The sequence below is a fragment of the Salinibacterium sp. ZJ70 genome (assembly GCF_011751865.2).
In the GTDB taxonomy this organism is placed as follows: domain Bacteria; phylum Actinomycetota; class Actinomycetes; order Actinomycetales; family Microbacteriaceae; genus Homoserinibacter.
The window spans coordinates 2,085,439-2,103,037 of the sequence record NZ_CP061770.1; the positions used below are offsets into that span (position 1 = coordinate 2,085,439).

Here is a 17,599-nt window from a genome sequence, read left to right on the forward strand (position 1 = left end):
TCGATCCATCGCCCGGGATCGTCGCGCTAGCCATTGGGCACGGCCGCCCACTCGCCGCGGCTGTACCAGCGCGTCACGAGCTCACCCGACGGACCGACAGCTCGGATGCGCAGCGACACGTTCTGCGCCAGAAGACCCGTCGCGCTGTTCGTGCGGATGACGCTTCCGCTCGACACGTTGACGGGCTGGCCGTTGCCGACCCAGTTCTGGCTCCACTCCATGTAGACCGTGTAGTTGCCGCTCGCGATGTTCGAGAAGCGCACGTTCGCGGCGTAGCAACCCGAAGAGCAGCCAGCGACCGACTGGTGCGTCCGGCTCACGATCTCGATCGACGGCGGCGCCGGCGGGTTCGTGATCGTGCCGGATCGCGTGGGCGAAGCGGCACTGGCGCCCGCCTTGTTCACGGCGCGCACCTGCAGGTCGTACGAGCTCGCGCTGAGTCCCGTGCGCGTGTAGCTCGTGTTGGTGCCGACGCTTGACCAACCGGAGCCCGTGTTGATCTCGTAGCTGAGGTTCGCCGTGCCGCCGGGGCTTGCCGAGACGCCGTTCCAGCTCCAGACGATGCGGCCGGGCGCCTCACTGTCGGTCACGGAGACCGAGAAGCCTCCCGGCGTGGGGGGCGCGGTCTGCGCCGTGATCGATCGCGACGCGGCGCCGATCGCACCCTGCTTTCCTCCCGAGTTGACGGCCTGCACCTCGAAGGTGTGGGCGCCGGCACCCACGGTCTGGTTGCCCGTGCTCGTGGCCGTCGTCGCGTTCCAGCCGCCGCCGTTCAGTCGCCAGCGGTAGCTCACGGAGCCGCCGTTGGCGTTCACCCCCGCCCAGCTCGCGCTGATGACGGCGTTCGGCGCCCACTGGTCGCTCACCCCGATCGTCACCGTCGGGGTTCCTGGCGTGCCGTAGGGGATGACGGGGTTGCTGGCGGGCGACCATTCGCCCGGTCCGTGCTCGTTGATCGCGCGCACCGAGAACGTGTAGGCGGTGCCGTTGGTGAGCCCCGAGATCGTGCACCCGGGAGGCTGGCACGTGGTCGGCGTCGCGACCGACGGGCTCGTGCGCACCTCGTAGCCCGTGATGGGCTTGCCGTTGCTCGCGGGGGCGATGAAGCCGATCGCGACCTGGCCCTCGTCGCCCTGCGTGGGAACCGTGGGGCGCTGCACCTGATCGGGCACGTCGCTCACGACCACCGTGATGGTGCCGCTCGTGCGCCTATCGGGATCCTCGGTCGCATCCTCGATCGTGTAGACGACGACGATCGTGCCGGACTTCAGGCTCGAGTTCGGCAGGATGCGCACGGTGTCGTCGGTGTGCGAGATCGTGGCGGGCTCGCCCGTGTTCTGCACCGTGGCATCGACGATGCGCAGCCGTTCCCCCGTCGATTCGTACGGGTTCGAGTCGTTGACGAGCGGGCTCGCCACCACCGCGCCGTCACCGCGCTGCGTCTCATAGGAGTCGGCGACCGCGACCGCCGGGGCGCGTGTCGAGCCCACGACGGTCACCTCGATCGTGCCGAGGACGCTGAACTTGTCCCACCGCAGCAGCACTCCGAGCTGGAAGGTCGACCCCTTGGGAGTGTTGCGCGGGGTCGACACGGTGAGCTCGGACCCGGAGAGCGACGCGTCGAGGCGGGGGCCCGTTCCTGTGAGCTCGGAGTAGGTGACCTGCTGCAGGATCTGCGCATTCGGGTGCCCGGTGGCACCACGCAGATCGAAGGTCGTCGACTCGCCGACCTCCACCTGGAGACTCGGCGAGGTGAAGGTGGGCGGAGTGTCCCGGAACTCCGGATCGCCCACGACGATCGGCAGCGTGAGCTGAGTCGTGTTGCCCTTGGGGTCGTCCTTCGACGCGCCGTCGGTCACCGTGAAGGTGATCGAGGCGGGCCCACGGTAGTCGAGGGCACCCTGGAAGCGGATGGTGTCCTTGTCGACGTAGCTGCTCGAGCCGTTGCTCTGCACGCTCGACACCGAACTGGCGTCGGGGATCCAGGCGCTGCGACCCGACGGCACCTTGACGATGTCCGAGAGCTTCCATTCGCGCGCTTCGTTCATCGGCACGTACTGGATCGGCAGGTCGCGATCGATGTACGGCGGGTCGTCGAAGGCCTCGTCGACCGCCGCCGGCACGAGGATGAACGCCGCCGCCGTGAGACCGTCGTCAGCGTTCGTCACCCGGTAGGCGATCGCCTGGCGCTGCTCTCCCGGCGTCACGGTGATGCTGCCGTGACGTTCGACGACGACCTCACCTGAGGCGGCATTGGGTCCGTCGAGTGCGATCTCGAGTGCGGCATTCGGCCCGGAGGGGTTGAAGGCGTGGCCATCGAAGATGTCGACCGTGACCGAGCTCTTTCCCGCGATCTCCTTGAGACTCACGTAGATGTCCTTCGCCGACGGCGGCAGGAGGGGCGCGTCGGGCGTCACCTGAATGAGCACATAGGTGACATCCGATCCGCCCGCGTCGTTCGTGAGCGTGTAGCGGAGCGAGAATGAGCGCTCCGTCTCGGGTGCGGCGAGCACGAGGTACTGGCCGCCCACGACCTCCGCTTCGATCCCCTCGGGCACGTCCAGCAGCTCCGGCTCGACCTTGATGGGCAGACCCTGCGGATCGGAGTCGTTGGCGCGCAGGTCCACCTGGGCGATGCGCCCCGGGCGCACCGAGACGCTGTCGGGCACCGCATTGGGGTTGCTGAGCGAATCGGGCGGCGGGATGACGGCCACCTTGATCTCGGCGACGCCCGTGGCGCCGAACGTGTCGTAGACCTGGTAGCTGAAGGTGTCGGTTCCCGAGAGGCCGGTCGCCGACGTGTAGCGGATGAAGTCGGCGCCGATCTCGTCGATGGTGCCGAGCGAGGGCCCCGTCGGCAGACGCAGCAGCTGCGTCGAATCGCCGTCAGGGTCGATGCGGTCGAGCGGGAGATCGATGCGGATGCTGCCCCCCGACAGCACGCGGGCGACGACGGGCAGCGGCGCGGGGTCCCGGTTCGAGGCCTCGTCGAGGGGCGTCACCCGGAAGATGACGCTCGCGGCAGCCGTCTCGCCGAATCCATCGAGTACGCGATAGTCGGCGCGGTACTCGCCCGGCTCGGTGGGCGCCTGGAATCGCACGCGGTCGCCACCCACGAAGGCGATGCCCGCTACGGGCGCGGTGACGAGCTCGTCAGCGAGGAACATGCGCGCGTCGTCGGGGTGGTAGTCGTTCGCGAGCGCGTCGACGGTCACGATGTCGCCCGCGCGCACCGTCACCTGGTCATCACGCGCGACAGGCGGCTGGTGCTTCGTGAGGGCGGGCACCGGCACGACCGTGACACCCGCTGTGGCCGTGCCCGCACCATCGGAGATCGTGTACGTGAAGCTCACCTGGCCGGTGAGCGCCTGCGGTGACGTCACGCGGATGAGCGTCGATTCGAGAAGCTCGACGACCACACCCTTCGCCACCACATCCGACGGCACGTCGACCGACTGCACCGCCAGGATCTGACCCGTGGGGCTGACGTCGTTGGTGAGCACCGCGATCGTCGTCGGCTCGTCGCCGCGCAGGTAGGCAGTGTCCTTGACGGCGATGGGCGGGAGGGTGCGATCCTCGGGAACGGGCAGCACGTCGATGCGGATGATGCCGACGCTCGAGAGAGCACCCGCGGCGAGCGTGTACTCGAAGTAGTGGACACCCGGCGCGGATGCGGAGAAGCGCACCTCGTTCTTGTCGGTGTCGAGCGTCGCGCTCGCCTCTCCCCCGGGCTCCTGGATGCCCGTGATCGCGAGCGGCGCTCCCGACGGCGAGATGTCGTTGACGAGCGGCGAGAGCACGAGCTGCTCGCCCACGAACGCCGTATCGAAGTCGGGAGTGCCGACGGGCTTCTGGGAGCCGGCGGCTTCGACCTTCACGACGAGGGTTCCGGTGGAGACCTGGCCGCTTCCGTCGGCGACCTGGAACTGCACCTCCTTCTCGCCCAGCTCCGACGTCTGGTGGGTGAAGGTGATCACCCCGTCGGGTGTGAAGCGCACGAGGTCACCCGAGGTGGGCGCCGCGCCCAGCAGGTACATGTCGTCGCCGTCCGGGTCGCGCCAGTTCGCGAGCACGTTGTACTCGACCGTCTGGTTCGCCTCGACCGACACGGCCGAGCGCCGCACCTCGAGCGGCAGCTCGTTGACGCCATCCGGCACGACGCGCGCGAGCACATCGGCGGTCGCGGATCCGCCTCGTCCGTCGTCGACGGTGTATGAGAAGCGGATGTTGCCCACGAAACCCGGGGCGGGGGTGAACTGCAGCGCACGAGCGCCGTCGATGAGGTCGAGTCGTCCGGTGCCTTCGGAGATCTGCCCATGCTCGGAGATCACGAGCACATCGCCGTCGGGATCGGAGTCGTTGTCGAGCACCGAGAGGATCGTGGTGCGGCCCGGCCGGATGCCGAAGTCATCCTCGATCGCCGTGGGGTCGCGGTTGACGTCCGTGCGCTCGGCGAGGGTGTCCTCGAAGGACTGCAGCGCCGAGACCTCGTCGCCGATCTCCTCCGACTCCTCCTCCTCGGGCGGGGTCACGTCGTCCCAGTTGTCGACGAGGCGCATGTCTTCGCTCATGACCCACGCGTTGCCGTTCGCGGTGTCGTTGAGCACGACGATGTCGCGGTTCACGCGGAACACCAGTCGGCCTCCGCTCGCAGCCTGCGGGATGTCCTGCACGCCGGGCTGCTGCCCCTCGCACGCGAGCATGTAGAGCCGGGCCGCGGCCCACGCACCGTGCGCGCACCCCGCGACATTCACCGGCTGCGCGACCTCATCCGGGTCGGTCGTCTCGGTCGCTCCCTCAGCACCGAGCACCTCGACATCACCGGATCCGAGCGACACCCGCAGGAGGCCGGTCGCGGTCGCGAGGATCGCGTAGTCGGATGCGGCGCCGCTCTGCTGCAGGTGGAGGGCGCGCTGCGCGCCGAGCGGGTGCACGGTGCCGTCATCGAGCACGAGCTCGTTCGTGGACTCGTCGAGCGCCACCAGCCGGTCGCCGATCGCCGCGACCTGCGCGGTGCCGACTCGCGGGAACGCAGACTCGACGGGCACGTCGGCGAGGGAGTCGAGCCGGTACAGGGTCTTGTCCGCCGGCGAGATCGCGAGGATCGCGCCCTCCGTCGTGACGGCCGCGCGACCGCCCGCGCCCAGCTCGAGAAGCGGCGGTGACGAGACGGTGTCGAGCTGGAGGTCGCCTGCGGCCGAGAGAGCCCACAGGTTCCCCTCCGACACGACCGAGATCACGTCGCCGCCGTAGGCGACCTCGGCACGACGCGGCAGCTCGACGGAGCTCATGATCGACGTGGTCGCCGGGTCCACCGACTCGAGGCGCGCATTGTCGGGGTCGACGAGGAAGACAGCGTCCCCGTTCTGCAGCACGTCGAAGTTGGGGGTCGAGGCGGTGACGGATCCGGTGAGCTCATCGATCTGGCGGTTGAGGCGCCCGCCGAGCAGCTGCTCGCCGTTGGTGACCCACACATCGCGCGACGACAGCTCGACGTCGCTCACCGGGAACCCGGGGTGCAGGGCGGCGACAGTGAGAGTTCCGCCGGCGACGAGCGCGATGACGGTGGCAGACGCGATGGTCCTGCGGCGCGCCCGCCAGAAGCCCCCCACTCTCACCCCGTGAACCCTGCCTCGCGAATCGCCCCGGTATCCCCCCGAGCAGGGGACAGGACGATCAGGCTAACACGCGAGATGTCGTCGCCTTCCCCCTCCGCGATGGGGATCACTCCCCGTCATCGAGACTGCGCCGCGAGCCGTCGGGGTCGAGCAGCACGAGGTCCTCGCGACTCACCAGGCGACTCGCGACGGCATACTCCACCAGCCGCGCGCGACGGTTGGTCGCGAGCTTGCCGCGGCCGCCGCGCAGTCCCTGCACGCCCACCTTGTCGAGCTTCTCGCACACGTTGTCGAGCTTTCGGTTGAAGGTCGTGAGCGGCCAGCCCAGGCGCTCGGCCGCCTGCGCCGAGCTCGGGATGGCACCGCGTCCGGGCGAATCCTGCCGCAGCACCTGCTCGGCGAGCGCGACGACGAGCAGGCGCTGCGAGCTCGTGAGCGGCACGACGCCGATCGTCGTCGAACCGGATGCGCCCGCGTGCATCGTGGTCGTGGTGAAGTACTCCTGGTCGTTCTCGATGAAGAGGTCGTACGTCGTCGACCCCGCGCTGAAGAGCACCTGCATCGTGGGGAACACGATCGGCAGTCGGGCGCCCGGCGGCAGCCAGGCCTGCACGCCGCCCGACCCATCGGTGATGGTCGCCGAGAGCAGCGTGCCGACGTTCGCGATCCACCACAGCCCGTGCTCCTCGGTGAGCATCAGGAACCGACGATGCAGGTACGGGTTGTCGTCGATCTCGAGGTCGCCCTCACGCCCGATGAGGAAGTCGCGCTCGGGCTGCGTGGTGAACTTCTCGCCGCAGAAGTCGATCGTCAGGGTGCTCATGCGGGCGGGAAGCAGGTCGTGAGCGGTTCGGAGGTCTTGCCCTTGCGCAGCACCATCACCTCGATGCACAGCGGAGTGCCCTCCGTGTAGCCGTCGACGATGGCCGTATCGCCGTCGATCGGACGCAGGCCCGGCTGGTCAGGTCGGTTCGCGAGGCGCCACACGAAGGCGTCGCCCTCCTGCGGATCCGGATTCGTCACAGGGAACACCACGCTCGATCCGTCGAGCGCCGGCGGGCTCGCCGCCTCGGGTGGCGCGATGCGCGTGGGGACGGCCGCACTGCCCGTGGGGGCTGTCGAGGCCGTCGGCTTCGCCTCCGAGTCGGCATCCGCGCCGAACACGAGGACGCCGACGACGACGGCGACCGCCACGACGAGCGCGAGCGCACCGACGACGATGCCCGCGACGAGACCCCCGCGAGATCGGGCGGGGGCGGCGGGCGCAGTCTCGGCGAGCACGGGCCCTGCGGCAGACGCGGCGGCCTCGGGCGCGGGCGAGCTGAGACCGGGCCCCCAGGGGCGCGCGACCGTGTCCTCCTCCACGGGGTCGACCGACGCCGGTGTCGCCGGGCTCACGAACATGGCACCCGGCGGCGGCGACACGATGGGCGGCGCGGCCGCAGGCGGCAGCGGCTGCGCCTCGATCGTCTGCACCTGACGCACACGCGTCTCGTCCGCATCGTCGCCCTCGGGCGCACGCGCCGGGGCGTCGACGTACATGTTGGGAACCTCGAGCTCCGTGCGGGCATAGCCGAGCTCCATCTCGACGCGCTGCAGCGCCCGACCGAATTCGAGCGCGCTCGAGAACCGCTCCTCGCGACGGGTCGACATGCCCTTGCGCAGCACCGCGGTGAGCGACGCAGGGACATCCGTGCGCGTCATGGGCGTGATCGCCCCGCGCTCGATGCGTCCGATCAGATCGAGCGGGCCGTTCGGGCGCCCCGCGATCTCGAACGGCGTCTGCCCTGCGAGCACCGTCCAGATCGTCGCCGCGAGCGAGAACACGTCGCTGCGCACATCCGGATCCGCGACATCGTCGAACATCTCGGGCGGCGACCACGGCACCGACAGCCCCACCGGGCCGCTCGTGCCCGTCGAACCGGTCTCCTCCATCGCGGCCGCCACAGCGGTCGTCGTGGTGGTGTGCGATGCGATCGCATCGTCGACGGCCGATGAGATGCCGAAGTCGGTGAGCGCCGGCCAGCCGTAATCGTTGCTGAGCACGTTGGCGGGCTTGATGTCGCGGTGCAGGATGCCCGCGAGGTGCGCGGTGTGCACGGCGCTCGAGAGCCGCACACCGGTGCGGAGGGCATCGAGCACCTCGAGCGGCGAACGCCGGTAGCGTTCGCCGAGGCTCGGGCCCGAGCAGAACTCCATGACGAAGTACGGGCGATCGCCCGCGGCGACATCGGCGTGGTAGATCGTGACGATGTACGGATGCGTCGACAGCTGCGCCATGAGGTTCGCCTCAGCGGCGAACGCAGCGCGATTCTCCGGGGTGAGCTCATCGAGGAGGAGCACCTTCACGGCGACACGGCGCTTGGGCAGCGCCTGCTCGTACAGGAAGACATCCGAGAAGCCGCCGGACCCGAGCAGCTTGACGAATGTCAGACCGGGGATCTCGGGGGGCACCGAGATGGGGCGGCGCATCAGCGTTCCTCGACGCGGAGCACGACGCCACCCAGGTCGATGGAGGCCCCGACGATGACGGGCGTGGGCTCGCCCGCGCGGAGCTTGTGGGTCTCACCGGCTGCGGAGGTCACGACGGTGCCGTTGCGCGAGTGCAGGTCGGTCACCACGACGGTGCCCCCCTCGAGTGCGACGCGCACGTGCGAACGTGAGATGTCCTGCTCGGGGCTCGTGACGGTCACCAGTCGAGGCAGCTGCGCCGCAGGAACGCCCGAGACGCTCGGCGAGCGCCCCACGATGACAGCCTGCTCGAGCGACTCATGCGACCCGTTCGGAAGCACCAGGACAGGCTGCGGCCCCACGGGCGCGGATGGCGCGGCCTCGGCGGCGCGCGGTGTGCGACCGCGGCGGCCCGTCATCATGACGGTCGCGCCGTCGATATCGGTGCCCCCGGGCGCAGGCGCATCGGAATCCGCCTCCTCCTCGGCAGGAAGCACCGCGGCCTGCTGCACCGAGTGGTAGATGGTGTCGCCGAACAGATAGTCGTATGCGGGCGCGGACTCTGCGTCGGCCTCCCCGCCGCTCTGAGCGCGCACCTCGGCCGTGAGCTCCGGCTCGGTCTTCGGCTCCGGCTCGTGCTGGGCGTCGTCGTCATCGGTCGAGATGAAGGTCGCCTCGATGAAGTCGTCGCCCGCAGGGTGCGGCTCGGATACGGGCGCGGGCACGGGTGCCGGTGCCGGTGCGAGTGCCGGTGCCGGTGCCGGTGCGGGTGCCGGTGCCGGTGCCGGTGCCGGTGCGAGTGTGGGCACGGGCGCCGCGGGCTGCGCCGCAGGTGCGGCAGCGGCTGCGGACACGGACGCGGTGGGACGCTCGGCTACGACATCGCCCGTCACCACCCGGCTCGCACGTACGACGCCCGAGCGGATCGGGAAGTCCTCCCCGCCCGAACCCGGAAGCTCCACGACGATATCCGTCGACGACAGCGAGCGCTCGATCCACGTCGTGGCGCCCTCCCCCGTCACCTCGTCGTCGCCCGCGCGCACGACAGCGCCGCCGCGCACGAGCACCTGAGCGCCGTCGGCGCGCAGCTCGACAAACGCGAACGGGGGCGTCGAGAGCAGACCTCGGGCGGTGAGAACTTCGAGCACCGCAGGCGCACCGGCCGCATCCTGCAGCACCGCCCAGAGCCGATCGACCCCCGAAGCGTCGAGCTCCCCGCCGACACACAGAACGCGTTCGGGGCTCACGAGCGAGATCCAGCCGTCGGTCGCGGCGGTGTAGCGATGCGTCACGGTCATGCCCTCGGAATCGTGTCTTCGAGAAGACGCGGGTCGCGATCCAACGTCTCCTCCGGGTCAAGACGATCATCGCGGAGCTCCGACTCGACGATGACCACCGTTACGTTATCGCGCCCCCCGGCGGCGACGGCGGCCCCCACGAGACGCTCCGGCAAGGTGAGACTCAGGTCGCCGTCGGCGACACGCTCCTCATGGAATCCGATGATGCGCGCGATCTCCGCGTCGTCGAGCTCCTTGGTGAGGCCGTCGCTGCACACGAGGAACATCTGGTGCCCGCGCAGGGGCAGCAGCCAGATATCCGCCTCGACATCCGGATCCGCGCCGAGCGCGCGGGTGACGAGGTTGCGCTGCGGGTGGCGGGCGGCCGCGGCGGCATCGATGACACCCGCGTCGAGAAGCTCCTGCACCGCCGAATGGTCGACGCTCTGCTGGGTGAGAGTCGAGCCGTCCCAGATGTAGGTGCGCGAGTCGCCCACGTTGAACGTCATCCAATGGGGGCCGCCGCCCGGCAGATCGACGAGCGCCACCCCCGTCAGGGTCGTCCCTGAGATCGCGCCCCGCTGCAGGCTCTGAACGGCCGTGCTCGCCGCACGCACGGCTCCCAGCACGTCGCTCGGCTGCGCGGGCCCCATGAGCCTGGCCGCCGCGAACGCCGCGATCGCCGCCTGGCTCGCGCGGTCCCCGTCGGCGTGCCCGCCCATCCCGTCGGCGACGACCCAGAACGGGGCCGCCGCGAGGAAGCTGTCCTCATTGGAGGACCGGACGGAGCCGACATGCGTGAACCCCGCGTGTCGCAGCGACACGGTGGCCGGGCCGATCGCGAGATCCTCCAGAATCTCCAACGGGCTCCTCCATCCGATCGCGGTCAGGTCAACCTAGCAAGCGGCCGCACCGCTGCGCAGTCCCCGCTCGGGGGAGTTCTCCCCACCCGGAGGAATCAGACGACCTGGTCGACGCCCAGCAGGTAGGAGCCGAGCTCGACGACCGCGCCGTCCGGAACCGGCGAGAACTCGGTCGAGGCGACCTTCGTGCGCCGACGATTCGCGACCACCGCGACGCCGTTCGTGGAGCTCAGATCGAGCACGAACATCCCGCCGTCGTACGGCAGGAAGAGCGCATGGTTCTTCGACACCGTCTTGTCGCGGTCGACGACCGTCACCAGTCGCGCGCCCGGGAAGCCCTCGACGTCGAAGGGCTTGCGCCCGATGACGATCGCACGATCGACAGGGAGGCGCGTGCCATCGGCGAGAAGCAGCACCCAGCCCGACTCGACATCCGGCATCGCCCCACCCGGGAAGAACACCGGCTCCGACGGGTCACGAGGCGGCACGCCGCGGCCGACGAGGCGTGTGTGCGTGTCGACGAGCCCCGCAGCGTCATCATCCTGAAGCCACGGCGGGCGCAGGACAGGCTGCGAGGGTTCGAAGAAGCCAGGCATCCGGTCACTCATGCCTGCATCTTTTCGAGGCGCCGCCCGCGCGTCAAGCGCGCTCGCCGTCGTCGGCGGATTCCGCTGCCTCCGGGGCACTCTCCACGGCGTTCGGCGAGACCTTCATCTTGATGAGGCTCGCGACCACCGCGACGATCATCGCGGCGACGATGACGATGAGCGAGGTCCATGTGCTGATCTCGGGGGCCCACTCGATGTGCTGACCGCCGTTGATGAACGGCAGCTCGTTCTCGTGCATCGCGTGCAGCACGAGCTTCACGCCGATGAACCCCAGGATGAACGCGATGCCGTACTTCAGGTACTCGAGCTTGTCGACGAGGTCGCCCAGCAGGAAGTAGAGCTGGCGCAGACCCATGAGCGCGAACACGTTCGCCGTGAACACGATGAACGGGCTCTGCGTGATGCCGAAGATCGCGGGGATCGAGTCGAGCGCGAACAGCACATCCGTCGTGCCCAGGGCGACGATCACGATGAGCACGGGCGTGAACACCTTGCGGCCGTCGATGACTGTGCGGATCTTCGCGCCGTCGAAGTCGTCGGTGATGCGCACGCGCTTGCGCACCCAGCTGATGAGGCGGCTCTCGGTCTCGACCTCGTCCTCGGCGCCCGTGCGGGCCTGCTGGATCGCCGTGTACACGAGGAACGCGCCGAAGAGGTAGAAGACCCAGCTCCACTGCTCGATGATGACCGCGCCGATGAGAATGAAGATGCCGCGGAACAGCAGCGCGAGGATGATGCCGATCATGAGCATCTCCTGCTGGTACTTCCGAGGCACCGAGAAGCGCGACATGATCAGCAGGAACACGAACAGGTTGTCGATCGACAGGCTGTACTCGGTGAGCCATCCGGCGATGAACTGGCCGCCGTGCTCGGCGTCGCCGAGCACGAACATGAGGCCCGCGAAGATCAGGGCGAGGAACACGTAGAACGCGATCCAGAGCGCCGATTCGCGCGTCGACGGCACGTGGGGCCGCTTGAAGGCGATGAACAGGTCGAACGCGAGGATGATCGCGAGCACGACGTACGTGCCCACTTCGAACCAGATGGGGAGTGCGAGCTGCACGGGGTTCCTTTCGGAGGGTTGGGAGATCCTCGAACGTCTCTCCCGCGCGGCGCGTCCAGATGTGGACGGATGCCGCGGTCGCGACCGGGGCTGCGGCATCGGAGCCCGTGATGACGGTCGCGACGAGGTGGGATACTCCCCTTCGCGTCGGCAAGTCTACCCACATCCGCCGGTCAGCTTGCGGTCGGCCACGACCCGTATTCTGATCTCCCCCGTCATCCCCCCTCAGGAGCCAGCACCCGCATGAGCGAGCCCACCCTCATTGAGAACTCCCGCGTCTTCCGCCAAGCCCCCTGGACCGGCACCGTCGGCTACCTGATCTTCTTCAGCCGGTGGCTGCAGGCGCCCCTGTACCTCGGGCTCATCGTGGCGCAGGTGATCTACGTGATCGTCTTCATGGTCGAGCTGTGGCACCTCGGCGAGGAGGCCATCGGGCATTGGCCGCACGTGGACGAGGCGACGATCATGCTCGGCGTGCTCGGCCTCATCGATGTCGTGATGATCGCGAACCTGCTCATCATGGTGATCATCGGCGGCTACGAGACCTTCGTGTCTCGCATCAACGTGGACGGGCATCCGGATCAGCCCGAATGGCTGAGCCACGTGAACGCGAACGTTCTCAAGGTGAAGCTCGCGATGGCGATCATCGGCATCTCATCGATCCACCTGCTGAAGACGTTCATCGGCGTCGGCAACCTGGGCGCCACGAACCGTCCCGACGAGACGACGGGCGAGCTCTACACGTGGGACGGCGTCTTCTGGCAGGTGATGATCCACCTGACCTTCATCGTGTCGGCGATCGCCCTCGCGCTCATCGACAAGTGGTCGGTCTCGACGCAGGCGCTGCTGCGCGCCTCCGGCGGGGACCACGGCGCGAAGGCCGAGACCGCCGCAGCCCCGCACTGAGCGCAGCCGGGCACCGACCCGTCAGCCGAGCGGCTCGATGAGGGTCGGGTCGGCGGGATCGATGGCGCGCGAGTTGTTGACGCGGCGGTCGACGTCGACGGACACGAGGGTGCGTGCGACCACGTCGGATGATGCGGCCAGCACTGCGAGCATGTGCTCCTTCTCGGCGTCGTCGGAGAGCTTCTCGGGCCGCAGCCACTCGTCATAGACATCGCGCGTGAGGAAGGCGGGCATGCGGTCATGCACCTCGCCAGCGGCATCCTGCGCCTGCCGGGTGATGATCGCCGTCGAGACGATCCAGTCGCCGCCCTCCTTGCGCGCGGTCGCGAGGCCCGCCGCCCCGAGGATCGGCTGCTCGCCGTGGATGAAGTGCGGCTGTTTGTCGCCCTTGTCGCCCGTCCACTCGAAGTAGCCCCGCATCGGCACGATGCAGCGGGTGTTCGCGAATGCCGTTTTCCAGAGACCATTGGTGGCGACGGTCTCAATGCGTGCGTTGAATTGCGGTCGCGTCGTCTTGGTGAGGAATGGCGGATGGAAATCCCATTCCGCAGGGGTCAGCATTCTCACGACTTCGCCGTCGGGGGAAATGCGTTCGCGCACGATGGGGATGACCTCGGTGGGCGCGATCGAATACTGCGGACGCCAATCGCGATAATCGCCGCCGGCGGCGACGAATTCCTCGATCAGGTCGTTCGTCTCGGCATCGTTCGCGAATCGTCCGCACATGCCGCCATTGTGCCCCCGACCGCCGACGGCGTCGAGGGCTCCGGATCAGTGGGCGGCGTCGTACGCGTCGACGATCTCAGCCTTGATGCGGCCGCGGTCTCCGACGGTGTAGCCGTTGCTCTGCGCCCAGCTGCGGATCGCGGAGAGGCGGTCGGCATCGGACTTCTTCGAGCTGCGTGCGCGCGGCGCTGACGAGCGCGAACCCGAGGCCCCCGTGCGGCGGCCAGCTGCGATGAACGGCTCGAGTGCGGCTGAAAGCGCCTGACGGTTATCAGCCGACAGGTCGATCTCATATTCGACACCATCGATGCTGAACCGCGTGCTGCGCGAACCCGCAGGCAATTCGGTTCCGTCGATGTCGTCAGTGAAAACGGTAATAGTCTTAGTGGCCATGTTCGCGATTATACGGATTCGCGTCGGCGGCGATGAAAACGATCTTCGAGCGCGAATATTCGACGATGTCCACCCGATCCTCTCGAAGTGAGCGCGACTGACCTCAGGCATTCACGTTCGAGAAACGCACGAATGGGATCGCCTACGACGCCGCCCGGGAAGCCAGGTGGCGACCGGCAGCACGGTCACATGGACGTTCCAGATCACCAACACCGGGAACACCCTGCTCGAGGACTTCGCTCTCGAGGACTTCTTCACAGCCGGGGATGGATCCACCGGGGTGGTTCCGGTCGACACATCCGCGGGCGGCCGGATTCACCCGGGCGAGTCGGTGACGTTCACGGCAACAACGCCGATCGTCACACCGCCGACGCTCGGCGAGCTCCCGCTCGCGCTGGCACAGCCGTGGTCACGCAACGGACCGAATGGGCCGAGCCACGTCGGGGGCACCGTTCGCGCCAATGACGAAAGCCCGGCCATAAGACCGGGCTTTCGTTGTGGTGACCCCAGCGGGATTCGAACCCGCGTTACCGCCGTGAGAGGGCGGCGTACTAGGCCGCTATACGATGGGGCCGTTTTCGCGACTTGTCGTTGCGACTGAACGAGTATGACATACGCCGCGGCACCCTCCAAATTGAGGAGCGCGCAGCTACACGAGCACGCGGAGCGCCCCCGGAACGACCTCGATATCGACCGGCATCGGGCCGATCCGCTCCCCATCGGCGTACGCCGTGATGGGTGCGTCGACCTCGATGCGGATCCGTTTCGCGCGGCGCATGACGACGCGCGGATCCGAGGTGTGGGCGCCCGAGAACACGCGCGGGAAGATGCGCAGGAACGCGATGCGCGAGAGCGGCCGCACGATCATGACGTCGAGTTCGCCGTCGTCGAGGAGGGCGTCGGGAGCGAACCGCATCCCTCCCCCGAGCGACGTGTTGTTGCCCACCGAGACCAGCAGCGCGCGCTCGTCGAGCGTCTCGCCGTCGAGGGTCACCCGGTAGCGCAGCGGCGAGAGGGTCAGGAGCTCGGCGAGCATCGCGAGCATGTACCGGCTCGCCCCCTTGGGGCGGCGCATGCGGTTGGCTCGGTCGTTGACGATCGCATCCCAGCCCGCCGACAGCGACCCGGCGAACAGCCGCTCGAACGGAGCGTCGTCCTCGGTCCAGCGGATGCGGCCCACGTCGATCGTGCGAGGCTCCCGCTGCAGGGCGTCGCCGAGCGCGCGGATGGCGGCCTCGGTGTCGTCGTGCGGGATGGCGAGACCACGCGCCATGTCATTGCCGGTGCCGGATGGCACGATGCCGAGCGCGACCTTCGTGCCGGCGAGCACGTTGACCGCGAGGTTGACCATGCCGTCGCCGCCGACCACCACGAGGGCGTCGGCCTTGCCGCGCACGGCGGCCATCGCAGCGTCGTAGAGCGAATCGAAATCGGGTTCCGTGAGCGAGGTGACCTCGTGACCCATGGCGCGCAGAGTCTGCACGACGGCGGGGCCCACATCACGGCTGGAGCCGAACGACGCGCTCGGGTTGATCGCGACGACGATCCGTCGCTGCTTCGTCGTCATGCGCATCATCATGGCATCCGGCGCATGCCGTTTCGGCACCGCGGCCGCCGCGCGAAGCCGGGGCGTCAGGAGCCGCGGTTGTTCTGCAGCTCGAAGACGGTGAGCAGCTCCTCGATCGCCTGCTCGCGGCTCTCGTCGCCGGCGTCGAACATGTGCGAGACGTGCGTGCGCAGGTGATTCTCGACGAGCAGCTTGTTGAGGCTGCGCAGCGACTTCTGGATGGCGAGCGACTGCGTGATGATGTCGACGCAGTACGCCTCATCCTCGATCATCTTCTCGACCCCGCGGAGCTGCCCCTGAAGGATGCGCGTGCGGTGCAGCGCACGCTTCTTGATGTCATCGATCACCACCCCAGGATACTCCCCCGGGGTATCAGATGGCCCTGTCAGAAGTCGAAGACCTCGCGCAGGATCCGCACGTTGTCGGCATCCGTCTGCGCCGCGCCGCCCTCGTGCCCGTTGAAGGGGAACACCTCGATGTGCTTCTCCCCCGCGTAGGCGTTGTACGCGCCGAACACCGTCGAGGGCTTGCAGGTCTCGTCCATGAGGGCCGCGGTGAACCACGCGGGCGCGGTGGCGCGGCAGGCGAAGTTGACGCCGTCGAAGTAGCTGAGCGTCTCGAGCACCGAGCTGACCTTCGTGCGGTGCTGCGCGAGATAGCGCACGACCTCGTGATACGGGTCGGAGTCGTGAATGGTGAGGGCGCGCGGGAAGTCGCACAGGAACGGCACCTGCGGCAGCACGGCCGCGAGATCGGGCACGAGCCCTGCGACGGCGAGCGAGATGCCGCCACCCTGACTGCCGCCCGTCACCGCGATGCGGCTCGCGTCGACGAGGTCGAGGGTGCGTGCGGCATCGACAGCGCGCACGGCGTCGGTGAACAGGCGGCGGTAGTAGTAGGTGTCCGGCGAATCGATGCCGCGCGTCATGACGCCGGGGATCTGCGGGCCCGTGACGCCCTCGTCAGGGGTATCGCCGATCGACCAGCCGGAGCCCTGCCCGCGCGTGTCGACGAGCAGGTGCGCGAATCCCGCGGAGGCGTAGAGCAGGTTCTCGGTCGGGAGACCGCGTCCGCCGCCATACCCCTGGTATTGGATGACCGTCGGCAGTGCGGCACTCGCGCCCGCCGGCACCCGCAGCCAGGCGCGAATCGGCTGCCCGCCGAATCCGGGGAACGTCACGTCGTGCACATCGAGCGTCACGAGCCCCGCGTCGATCTTCTCGAGCTGCACTCCCGCAGGTGCCGCGGCACGGCTCTCGGCGAGCGTTCCCGCCCAGAAGTCGTCGAAGTCCGCGGGGTCGGTCTGGCTGCTGCGGTAGGCGCGCAGATCGGCTTCGGGCATATCGACGAACATCGGTGTCCTCTCCTGGGGTGAGAGACACCCTAGCGGCGGTCAGGACCGGCCGGACTGCAGCCGCAGCTCTGTCTCGATCGCGGCCGTCGTCGCGAGAAGCGCCGGGGCGAACTCGTCGCGCATGCGCGCGAGGGTCGTGCGTGCGGTGCTCGTGGAGATGTTGACCGCTGCGACCACGCGTCCTCGGGCGTCGCGAACGGGTGCGGCGATGGCGCGCAGACCCGCTTCGAGCTCCTCGTCGACGAGCGCCCAGCCGTCCGAGTGCACCTCCCAGCCTCGCGCGCGTGCCGCGGAGACGTCCACGGCACCCGTCGCCACGAGCAGCGCGCGCCCCATCGACGTGCGCTCGGCGGGAAAGCGCGTGCCGACGGTGATGCCGACCGACATGATGCGCCGGGTGGCGACGCGCGCGACGTAGACGATGTCGGATCCGTCGAGCACCGCAGCCGAGACGCTCTCGTCGACCTCGCGCGAGAGCCGTTCGAGGTGCGGCTGGGCGACATCCGCGATCGAGAGGGAGGAGAGGTAGGCGAAGCCGAGCTCGAGCACGCGCGGCGTGAGCGCGAAGGCGCGGTCGTCGCTGCGCACGTAGCCGAGCGCTTCGAGTGTGCGCAGGAACCTCCGCGCGGCGGCGCGCGCGATGCCCGCCCGCGCCGCGACCTCGCTCAGCGTCAGCTGCGGGTGGTCGCCGTCGAACGCGCGGATGACCGCGAGCCCGCGAGCGAACGACTGGACGAAGTCGTCGGAGGTCGGCTCGACAGTGTCGGTCATCT

General features: G+C 68.9%; 14 protein-coding genes, 1 tRNA gene and 1 pseudogene. 2 read left to right on the top strand and 14 right to left on the bottom strand.

The features are described 5' to 3' along the window. Positions 1-26 precede the first annotated feature (26 nt). The 7 genes from HCR12_RS09940 to HCR12_RS09970 all read right to left on the bottom strand — a co-directional run bounded on the left by HCR12_RS09940 (position 27) and on the right by HCR12_RS09970 (position 11,880). On the bottom strand, positions 27-5,618 hold the full coding sequence (locus HCR12_RS09940) for an Ig-like domain-containing protein (protein ID WP_166865946.1): 5,592 nt from the start codon (positions 5,616-5,618) through the stop codon (positions 27-29). 106 nt (positions 5,619-5,724) lie between these two features. Then, positions 5,725-6,441 carry a hypothetical protein gene (locus tag HCR12_RS09945; protein ID WP_166865949.1) on the bottom strand — a complete coding sequence of 239 codons (717 nt, stop codon included), beginning with the start codon at positions 6,439-6,441 and terminating at the stop codon, positions 5,725-5,727. Next, the gene (locus tag HCR12_RS09950; RefSeq protein ID WP_166865952.1) at positions 6,438-8,090 is read right to left on the bottom strand and encodes a serine/threonine-protein kinase; all 1,653 of its coding nucleotides are present in this window, start codon (positions 8,088-8,090) and stop codon (positions 6,438-6,440) included. Before HCR12_RS09950 ends, HCR12_RS09945 begins: the two co-directional genes overlap by 4 nt. Further along, the gene (locus tag HCR12_RS09955; RefSeq protein WP_166865954.1) at positions 8,090-9,367 is read right to left on the bottom strand and encodes an FHA domain-containing protein; all 1,278 of its coding nucleotides are present in this window, start codon (positions 9,365-9,367) and stop codon (positions 8,090-8,092) included. The genes HCR12_RS09950 and HCR12_RS09955 overlap by 1 nt, the downstream gene beginning before the upstream one ends. Beyond that, positions 9,364-10,209, bottom strand: a complete 846-nt coding sequence (locus HCR12_RS09960; RefSeq protein ID WP_224763410.1) for a PP2C family protein-serine/threonine phosphatase — start codon at positions 10,207-10,209, stop codon at positions 9,364-9,366. Before HCR12_RS09960 ends, HCR12_RS09955 begins: the two co-directional genes overlap by 4 nt. 95 nt (positions 10,210-10,304) lie before the next feature. Beyond that, the gene (locus HCR12_RS09965) at positions 10,305-10,817 is read right to left on the bottom strand and encodes an FHA domain-containing protein (protein WP_166865956.1); all 513 of its coding nucleotides are present in this window, start codon (positions 10,815-10,817) and stop codon (positions 10,305-10,307) included. 31 nt (positions 10,818-10,848) lie between these two features. Then, complete coding sequence (locus HCR12_RS09970; protein ID WP_224763411.1) at positions 10,849-11,880, bottom strand: TerC family protein; 1,032 nt, start codon at positions 11,878-11,880, stop codon at positions 10,849-10,851. Between the two features lie 243 nt (positions 11,881-12,123). Here HCR12_RS09970 and HCR12_RS09975 point away from each other — a divergent pair, with 243 nt between their 5' ends. Further along, a complete protein-coding gene (locus HCR12_RS09975; RefSeq protein WP_166865960.1) occupies positions 12,124-12,786 on the top strand; it encodes a TIGR00645 family protein in 663 nt (220 codons plus the stop codon). 21 nt (positions 12,787-12,807) lie between these two features. Here HCR12_RS09975 and HCR12_RS09980 read toward each other — a convergent pair whose 3' ends face one another. Then, a complete protein-coding gene (locus tag HCR12_RS09980; RefSeq protein ID WP_166865963.1) occupies positions 12,808-13,512 on the bottom strand; it encodes an SOS response-associated peptidase in 705 nt (234 codons plus the stop codon). 45 nt (positions 13,513-13,557) lie between these two features. Further along, positions 13,558-13,905 (bottom strand): histone-like nucleoid-structuring protein Lsr2, encoded by a 348-nt coding sequence (locus HCR12_RS09985; RefSeq protein ID WP_166865965.1) that lies wholly within the window; start codon positions 13,903-13,905, stop codon positions 13,558-13,560. A gap of 166 nt (positions 13,906-14,071) precedes the next feature. On the opposite strand from HCR12_RS09985, the pseudogene HCR12_RS13840 reads away from it, so the two are divergent. Next, positions 14,072-14,251: pseudogene (locus HCR12_RS13840) on the top strand (DUF7507 domain-containing protein); the annotation flags it as partial. A 152-nt stretch (positions 14,252-14,403) separates the two neighbouring features. Here HCR12_RS13840 and HCR12_RS09990 read toward each other — a convergent pair. The 5 genes from HCR12_RS09990 to HCR12_RS10010 form a co-directional block, all read right to left on the bottom strand. After that, positions 14,404-14,479 (bottom strand) — tRNA-Glu (locus HCR12_RS09990). Positions 14,480-14,554: 75 nt separating this feature from the next. After that, a complete protein-coding gene (locus HCR12_RS09995) occupies positions 14,555-15,472 on the bottom strand; it encodes a diacylglycerol/lipid kinase family protein (protein WP_166865967.1) in 918 nt (305 codons plus the stop codon). Positions 15,473-15,537: 65 nt separating this feature from the next. Beyond that, positions 15,538-15,819 carry a metal-sensitive transcriptional regulator gene (locus HCR12_RS10000; protein ID WP_166865969.1) on the bottom strand — a complete coding sequence of 94 codons (282 nt, stop codon included), beginning with the start codon at positions 15,817-15,819 and terminating at the stop codon, positions 15,538-15,540. A 38-nt stretch (positions 15,820-15,857) separates the two neighbouring features. Beyond that, the gene (locus HCR12_RS10005; protein WP_166865971.1) at positions 15,858-16,826 is read right to left on the bottom strand and encodes an acetylxylan esterase; all 969 of its coding nucleotides are present in this window, start codon (positions 16,824-16,826) and stop codon (positions 15,858-15,860) included. Between the two features lie 39 nt (positions 16,827-16,865). After that, positions 16,866-17,597: an IclR family transcriptional regulator domain-containing protein gene (locus HCR12_RS10010; RefSeq protein ID WP_166865973.1), complete on the bottom strand. Its 732-nt coding sequence runs from the start codon at positions 17,595-17,597 to the stop codon at positions 16,866-16,868. Positions 17,598-17,599 lie beyond the last annotated feature (2 nt).